Raw genomic sequence first — 7894 nt, 5'->3', positions numbered from 1 at the left:
GCACACGCCGCGCCCGCGCGACGTGACTCCCGCCCCGCGCCCGGACCCGCGTGCGGCGCGGTGACGCCGCTCCCGCGCGGCGGCCCCATCCCAGCGCCCCCCGCCGGCTCACCCCTTACCTCTCTTCCCGCCCCAGCCCAGGCCCCTGCCCCCGCCCGGGCCCCGCCCCCGGTCGGCCCCCCGCCCGGGTCACCGCCGCCGCGCCCGCCCGGCAGCCCTCCTTCGCCGCCCCCGGCGGGTCCGCGCCCGCCAGCCGCGCCGCGAGGTACGCGCCCGTGAAGGCGTCGCCCGCTCCCGTCGAGTCGACGGCCCGGGTCGCGACCGGGGGCACGCGGGCCGTCACCTCGCCCGCCTCGGCCACCACCGCGCCCGCCTCGCCCAGGGTCACCACCGCCACCCGCCCCAGCCGGCTCAGCGCGGCCGCCGCCTTCTCGACGTCCGCCAGGCCGGTGAGCAGCCTGGCCTCGTCCGCGTTGGGAAGAAGCGTTTCCGCGCCCTCGGTTTCCGCCAGGAACCGCGCCACGCCCAGCTCCTCGATGAACGCCACCGACGCGGGGTCCACGCTCACCGCGACGCCGCGTTCCCGCGCCGAGGCCAGTGCCGCCGCGACGGCTCCCCGGCCTGCCTCCGAGAAGTACAGATAGCCCGACAGATGCAGCCGGCCGACGCCGTCCAGCAGCGACGGCGACCAGTCGTCGGCGGTCAGCCGCACCGACGCGCCGCTGTCCGTGAGGAAGGTCCGTTCCGCGGAGGCGTCCACCAGCGAGATGACCGTCGCGGTCGGCACCTCGTCGTCCACGACAAGCCGCGCCCGCACACCCGAGTCCCGCAGCGACGCCTCGTGCCACGCTCGCGCGTCCGTCCCCACCCGGGCCAGCAGCCGTACGTCCGCACACCCCCAACGGACCGCCCAACAGGCCGCGTTCGCCCCCGCGCCACCTGGCAGGAGACGGATGTCGGCCGTCGTGTCCGTGCCACGCGCGAGCGGTGACCGGTGGCGCGCCACCACATCGGTGGCCACGTCCCCGACCACCAACAACCCCCCATCCGAACCGGGTAGGGACCCGGACCCGCCCGGACCGGGGCCCCGCCCCCTCACCACGCCCCCGCGATCCCCGCCGCCAGCCGTACGTTCCCCCGTACCGCCGCCAGGTTCGCCTCCAGCGACGCACCCCCCGTCCCGCGCACCAGGCGTTCCAGCAGGAACGGGGTGACGGCCTGGCCCGTCACCCCCGACTCCCGGCAGGCGTCGAGCGCCTCCGCCAGCACCCTGTCGTGCAGCTCCGGGTCCAACTGCTCCGACTCCGGCACGGGGTTGGCCACCACGATCGCCGCCTCCGGCCCGCCGAGCGCGTCCTGCGCGCGCATCACCGCCGCCACCTCGGCGGGTGTACGGACCGTCCAGTCGACGGGCTCGCCGGAGGACGACAGGTAGAAGCCGGGGAAGTACGCCGTCCCGTACCCGAGGACGCCGACGCCCAGCGTCTCCAGCCGTTGCAGCGTCGCCGGCACGTCGAGGATCGACTTCACCCCCGCGCAGACCACCGTGATCCGGGTCCGCGCGAGGAGCCGCAGGTCGGCCGACTCGTCCTGTGTCTCGGTCCACCCCCGGTGGACCCCGCCGAGCCCGCCCGTCGCGAACACCCGGATCCCCGCCCGCGCCGCGAGGAACGCCGTCGCGGAGACCGTCGTCGCCCCGCTCGCCCGCGCCGCGAGCGCCGGCGCCAGGTCACGATGGCCCAGCTTCCGTACGGAGCTGTCCCCGGCGACCCGCTCCAACTGGGCCTTGTTCAGGCCCACATGGGCCCGCCCGTCCAGCACGGCCACCGTCGCGGGTACGGCGCCGTTGGACCGTACAAGCTCCTCCAGCTCTTCCGCCACCGCCAGATTGCGCGGGCGCGGCAGCCCGTGCGCGATGATCGTCGATTCCAGCGCGACGACGGGACGGCGCTCGGCGAGCGCGTCCCGTACCTCGGGGGACAGGTGCGTTGTGGTGTCTGACATGACCCCATCCCTGGCACGCGAGGGGCCCGCGCAAACGTCCACGACGTCGCACGGGCCCCATCAGCCCCCACTCACCCGGACGCGCCCCGGCTGATCAAGCGGCCTTCGCGTGGTCCAGCGCCCCGTTCGGGTTCAGCACGTACTTCCGGCTCGCGCCCTGGTCGAACTCCTCGTACCCCTGGGGCGCGTCCTCCAGCGGCAGGACGGTCGCGTTGACCGCCTTGGCGATGTGGATCCGGTCGTACATGATCGCCATCGCCAGCGCCCGGTGGTACTTCATCACCGGCGTCTGACCGGTCGAGAAGGTGTGGCTCTTCGCCCAGCCGAGACCCAGCCTGACCCGCAGCGTGCCGGACTGCGCGTCCGAGTCGATCCCCCGGGGGTCCTCGGTGACGTACAGACCCGGGATGCCGAGCGCGCCACCCGCCCTGACCACGCCCATCAGCGAGTTGAGGACGGTGGCCGGCGCGTCGTCGGAGCCCCGGCCGTGGGACTTGGCCTCGAACCCGACCGCGTCGACCGCCGAGTCCACCTCGGGAACGCCCAGGATCTGGGCGACCTGCTCCTCGACCGGGCCCTGGGCGAGGTCGATCGTCTCGCAGCCGAAGCTGCGGGCCTGCGCGAGGCGTTCGGTGTTGAAGTCCGCGACGATGACCACCGCGGATCCGAGCAGCTGCGACGCGGCCGCGGCCGCCAGCCCGACGGGACCCGCCCCCGCGATGTACACGGTCGAGCCGGCGCCCACGCCCGCCGTCACCGCTCCGTGGTAGCCGGTCGGCAGGATGTCGGTGAGCATCGTCAGGTCGAGCAGCTTCTCGCGGGCGGCCTCCGGGTCGGGGAAGCGCAGCAGGTTGAAGTCCGCGTACGGCACCATCACGTACCGCGACTGGCCGCCGACCCAGCCGCCCATGTCGACGTAGCCGTAGGCTCCGCCGGCCCGGGACGGGTTGACGTTCAGACAGATGCTGGTCTGTCCCTCCTTGCAGTTACGACACCGTCCGCAGGCGATGTTGAAGGGCACCGACACCACGTCACCGACGTCGATGAACTCGACGTCGGGGCCGCGCTCCACGACCTCTCCGGTGATCTCGTGCCCCAGGATCAACCCCTCCGGGGCGGTCGTACGCCCGCGCACCATGTGCTGGTCGCTGCCGCAGATGTTGGTCGCGAGTACCTTCAGGATGACGCCGTGCCGGCATTTCCGTCCGGCGTTCCCGGGATCCACCCCCGGGCCGTCCTTGAGTTCGAGTGTCGGGTATTCGGTGTTCCTGACCTCCACCTCACCCGGCTTGAGATACGTGAGTCCAGCGTTTCCCTCGGCCATGCCCGTTCGCCGTCCCTTCGCCCTTCGGCTCTCCGCGTCCCGGCGGGCAAGGCGCCAACCGCACGCGAAATCGCCGGTTTGTCGCATCTCCATTCAGCCTAGGTCCGGTACGGAAAGCGGGCAAACAGGAGTAAAAGTTGCGAGTTACCGCGTAGTACGTATACGGCTCCGAGTGGGCTCCGCGCCCCGTCAGCCCACCGCGTCCCGCACCACGTCAGGCCGGTTGGTGATGATCCCGTCCACCCCGAGCCCCGCGACCCGCACCGCGTCCGCGGCCTCGTCCACCGTCCAGGTGCTGACCCGCAGCGGCTTGCCGTGCGGGCCTTTCAGCCGGTGCACCGCGGCCACGTAGTCACCGGTGAGCGCGGTGTACACGGGATTGATCTGGTCCGCGAACGCCGCGTACGCCGGCAGATCCGCCACCGCGGGCGTGCCCAGGAAGCCCGTCGTGAGGTCGGGCCGCTGCTCGCGCACCGCGCGGAGGCTCGCCGCGCCGAAGCTCTGGACGACCAGCCTGCCCTCCACGTGCGCGCTGTCCAGCCAGCCCTCCTGCCGCAGCACGCGCAGGATGTCCCCCTCGATCCCCGGGTAGAGCTCGGGGCCCTTGATCTCCAGGAGCAGCTTCTGCCGGTTCTTCTCCACGGCGCCGAGATACTCCTTCAGGGTCGGCACCCGGACACCCTCCCAGCGCGCGCCGAGCCGGCTCCCGGCGTCCAGCCGGGCGATCTCGGCGGCGGTGAAGTCCTTGACCTTCCACGGAGAGCGGCCGGGGAAGACCCGCTCCACGTCCGTCGTCCTGCTGAGCGTGGTGTCGTGGACGACCACCAGCTCCCCGTCCTTCGTCCGCTGGACGTCGTTCTCCACCCAGTCGATGCCCAGGTCACCCGCGGCGTCGACGGCGGCGAGCGTGTTCTCCGGCGCGTAGGCGGACGCGCCCCGGTGCGCGATGACCAGGGGCGCGTCCGCGGACCCGCCGGCCGCGCCGCCGGACCGGGCGGCCGGTCGAGCGGTGGCACCCGCGTGTGGTGTCGTGGCCGCCGCGCAGCCCGGCAGGAGCAGCGCCGTGGCGCCCAGCAGCGCGGCCGTGGTGACTGAGGTGCGTGCGTACACGTGTACTCCTCGTCCTGGGATCCCTGGGATCGCGGTCGGCCCGAGGGTGACAGCCCCCGGCCAACGGGGAACGGGCGAGACCGGGACACCACGTGAAGCCATGGCGAGGGAAAGCCCTTTCCGGACCGCTTTTTCTGCCGTTTCCGGCTCAATGTCGACAAAACTCCGGGTAACTGTTTGCTTACGGGCCCGGCCGTCCTACCCTCGCCCCGAACCAGCGCTTCCGCACATGGAGCACATGGCGCACAAGGCGCGAAGGGGCATACCGCTATGCAGGGCACGATCGACGGATTCAGCCACGGTCCCGGCACCCCCGTGGCGGGCTTTCTGGTGGCCTGCCTCGGCGGCGTGCTCGGCCTGCTCTGCGCCGCGCGGTCCCTGCGCACCTCGCGTCCGTGGAAGCCGGGCAGACTGGCCCTGGGCGCCGCCGCCCTCGGCTCCGGCGTCTGGGGCATGTACCTCATCACGATGACCGGCTTCGCCGTCGAGGGGATGCCGGTCGACTACGACAGGTTCACGACGCTCGCCTGTCCGATCGTGGGAAGTCTGATGGCGGCGGCCGGGATCTTCGTCGTCGGATACCGCGGGTCCACCCCCTTGGCCCTGGTCACCGGCGGTACCGTCACCGGCCTCTCCCTCGCCACCACCCACTACCTCGGCATGGACGCCGTCCGGCTGCCCGGGCGTCTCGAGTACGACACCACGACCGTCGCCCTCTCCGTACTGATCGCCGTCGTCGGCGCGACCGCCGCGCTGTGGATCGTCGTCTCCCGCCGGGGGGTCCTGCCCGTCCTGGTCGCGGGAGCGGTGATGGGCGGTGCGGCGACCGGCATGCACTACGCCGCGATGGCGGCGCTGCGGGTCCGCGTGGGCGGGGCCGGCGACGGCTTCGAGAGCACCTCGCCGACGGGCTTCCTCGCCGCCCTGCTGATCGTCCCCGGGCTCGTCCTGCTGGCCACGGCCGTCGTCGTGCTGAGCGAGCCGCGCCGGGCCGCCCCCGGCCACCACGGCCCAGGACGGTCCGTGACCGCCCTCGGACCGTGCGGGCGCGGCGGCGTCCCCCGCCAGCGGATGCGCCCGCGCCGGCCGAACCGGGGCCCGGCCCGGACCGCCCCGTGGAGCCCCGAGGGCGACCGGACCGACCGGACGGCCGCCAGGACCCCCCGGGGCGGCTCCCCGGACTTCCACGACTGGTGACCGGAGGGCGGGCGGCCGGGTCACCGACCGGTGACCGGAGCCCGTCACCGCAGGTCAGAGCCGCTACGACGCCGACTGTCAGTGCGGGGCCGTACGGTTGATCCATGCGGCCTGTTTCCCAGATCGAACGTACGGTGGCGCCTTTCGAGGTCGTCAGTTCCTACCAGCCCAGCGGCGACCAGCCGACGGCCATCGCCGACCTGGAGAAGCGCGTCCGCGCCGGCGAGAAGGACGTCGTCCTGCTCGGCGCGACCGGCACCGGCAAGTCGGCGACCACGGCCTGGATGATCGAGAAGCTCCAGCGGCCCACGCTGGTGATGGCTCCGAACAAGACCCTGGCCGCCCAGCTGGCGAACGAGTTCCGCGAGCTGCTGCCGAACAACGCGGTCGAGTACTTCGTCTCGTACTACGACTACTACCAGCCCGAGGCGTACGTCCCGCAGTCGGACACCTACATCGAGAAGGACTCCTCGATCAACGAGGAGGTCGAGAGGCTGCGCCACTCCGCGACGAACTCGCTGCTCACCCGCCGTGACGTGATCGTGGTCGCCTCGGTCTCCTGCATCTACGGTCTCGGTACGCCGCAGGAGTACGTGGACCGGATGGTGCCCCTCAAGGTCGGCGACACGATCGACCGCGACCAGATGCTCCGCCGCTTCGTCGAGATCCAGTACACCCGCAACGACGTCGCGTTCGCGCGCGGCACGTTCCGCGTGCGCGGCGACACCATCGAGATCTTCCCGGTGTACGAGGAGCTGGCCGTCCGCATCGAGATGTTCGGCGACGAGATCGAGGCGCTGACCACCCTCCACCCGCTGACCGGCGAGGTCATCAGCGAGGACAACGAGCTCTACGTGTTCCCGGCCAGCCACTACGTGGCGGGACCGGAGCGCATGGAGAAGGCGGTCAACGGCATCGAGCGCGAGCTGGAGACCCGGCTCGCCGAGCTGGACAAGCAGGGCAAGCTCCTGGAGTCCCAGCGCCTGCGCATGCGGACGACGTACGACATCGAGATGATGCGACAGATCGGCTCCTGCTCGGGGATCGAGAACTACTCGATGCACTTCGACGACCGCGGCCCCGGCACCGCGCCCAACACCCTCCTGGACTACTTCCCCGAGGACTTCCTGCTCGTCATCGACGAGTCGCACGTGACCGTGCCGCAGATCGGCGCGATGTACGAGGGGGACGCGTCCCGCAAGCGGACCCTCGTCGACCACGGCTTCCGGCTGCCGTCCGCCCTGGACAACCGCCCCCTCAAGTGGGAGGAGTTCCAGAAGCGGATCGGCCAGACCGTCTACCTCTCCGCCACCCCGGGGAAGTACGAGCTGTCCCGCGGCGACGGCTTCGTGGAGCAGATCATCCGCCCCACCGGCCTCATCGACCCGGAGGTCGTGGTCAAGCCCACCGAGGGCCAGATCGACGACCTGGTGCACGAGATCCGCAAGCGCACGGAGAAGGACGAACGCGTCCTGGTCACCACCCTCACCAAGAAGATGTCCGAGGACCTCACGGAGTACTTCCTGGAGCTGGGCATCCAGGTCCGCTACCTGCACAGCGACGTCGACACCCTGCGCCGCGTCGAGCTGCTGCGCGAGCTGCGCTCCGGGGAGTACGACGTCCTCGTCGGCATCAACCTCCTCCGGGAGGGGCTCGACCTGCCCGAGGTGTCGCTGGTCGCGATCCTCGACGCCGACAAGCAGGGCTTCCTCCGGTCCGGCACGTCGCTGATCCAGACGATCGGGCGCGCGGCGCGCAACGTGTCGGGACAGGTCCACATGTACGCGGACACGATCACCCCGGCGATGGCGCAGGCCATCGACGAGACCAACCGGCGCCGCGAGAAGCAGGTCGCGTACAACACCGAGCGCGGCCTCGACCCGCAGCCCCTGCGCAAGAAGATCAACGACATCGTGGCGACGATCGCCCGCGAGGAGATCGACACGGAGGCCCTGCTCGGCACGGGCTACCGGCAGGGGAAGGACGGCAAGGCGGCCAAGACCCCTGTGCCGGCGCTCGGCGGCAAGGCCGCGAAGGCCACCAAGGGCGGCAAGGGCGCCAAGGCGGCCGCCCAGGGCGCGGTGCTCACCGACCGCCCCGCCGAGGAGCTGGCCGGGATCATCCAGGAGATGACCGACCGGATGCGGGCCGCTGCGGCGGAGCTCCAGTTCGAGGTCGCGGCGCGGCTGCGCGACGAAGTGGGCGAGCTGAAGAAGGAGTTGCGCCAGATGAGGGAGGCGGGACAGGTCTGACGGCCCG

6 protein-coding genes are annotated in these 7894 nt (G+C 72.0%); 2 read left to right on the top strand and 4 right to left on the bottom strand.

What is annotated here, in order from left to right; genetic code table 11:
* Positions 1-115: 115 nt before the first annotated feature.
* From ACIO1C_RS08950 to ACIO1C_RS08935, 4 genes are all read right to left on the bottom strand, one after another.
* On the bottom strand, positions 116-1099 hold the full coding sequence (locus ACIO1C_RS08950) for a carbohydrate kinase family protein (protein WP_401860974.1): 984 nt from the start codon (positions 1097-1099) through the stop codon (positions 116-118).
* Positions 1096-2004: a pseudouridine-5'-phosphate glycosidase gene (locus ACIO1C_RS08945; RefSeq protein WP_401860098.1), complete on the bottom strand. Its 909-nt coding sequence runs from the start codon at positions 2002-2004 to the stop codon at positions 1096-1098. The genes ACIO1C_RS08950 and ACIO1C_RS08945 overlap by 4 nt, the downstream gene beginning before the upstream one ends.
* Before the next feature lie 94 nt (positions 2005-2098).
* The gene (gene fdhA, locus ACIO1C_RS08940) at positions 2099-3328 is read right to left on the bottom strand and encodes a formaldehyde dehydrogenase, glutathione-independent (RefSeq protein ID WP_401860096.1); all 1230 of its coding nucleotides are present in this window, start codon (positions 3326-3328) and stop codon (positions 2099-2101) included.
* A 189-nt stretch (positions 3329-3517) separates the two neighbouring features.
* Positions 3518-4438, bottom strand: a complete 921-nt coding sequence (locus tag ACIO1C_RS08935; RefSeq protein WP_401860094.1) for a glycerophosphodiester phosphodiesterase — start codon at positions 4436-4438, stop codon at positions 3518-3520.
* 270 nt (positions 4439-4708) lie between these two features.
* On the opposite strand from ACIO1C_RS08935, the gene ACIO1C_RS08930 reads away from it, so the two are divergent.
* Positions 4709-5635 (top strand): MHYT domain-containing protein, encoded by a 927-nt coding sequence (locus ACIO1C_RS08930; RefSeq protein ID WP_401860092.1) that lies wholly within the window; start codon positions 4709-4711, stop codon positions 5633-5635.
* A gap of 104 nt (positions 5636-5739) precedes the next feature.
* Complete coding sequence (gene uvrB / locus ACIO1C_RS08925; protein ID WP_401860090.1) at positions 5740-7887, top strand: excinuclease ABC subunit UvrB; 2148 nt, start codon at positions 5740-5742, stop codon at positions 7885-7887.
* Positions 7888-7894: the final 7 nt, after the last annotated feature.

It is taken from the genome of Streptomyces sp. NPDC087420 (assembly GCF_044744165.1).
Classification (GTDB): domain Bacteria; phylum Actinomycetota; class Actinomycetes; order Streptomycetales; family Streptomycetaceae; genus Streptomyces.
This window is presented reverse-complemented; position numbering and strand designations above follow the sequence as displayed.

Coding starts and splice junctions, on each gene's coding strand:
- ACIO1C_RS08945 (WP_401860098.1), bottom strand. CDS start 2,004: ATGTCAGACACCACAACGCACCTGTCCCCCGAGGTACGGGACGCGCTC.
- fdhA (WP_401860096.1), bottom strand. CDS start 3,328: ATGGCCGAGGGAAACGCTGGACTCACGTATCTCAAGCCGGGTGAGGTG.
- ACIO1C_RS08930 (WP_401860092.1), top strand. CDS start 4,709: ATGCAGGGCACGATCGACGGATTCAGCCACGGTCCCGGCACCCCCGTG.
- uvrB (WP_401860090.1), top strand. CDS start 5,740: ATGCGGCCTGTTTCCCAGATCGAACGTACGGTGGCGCCTTTCGAGGTC.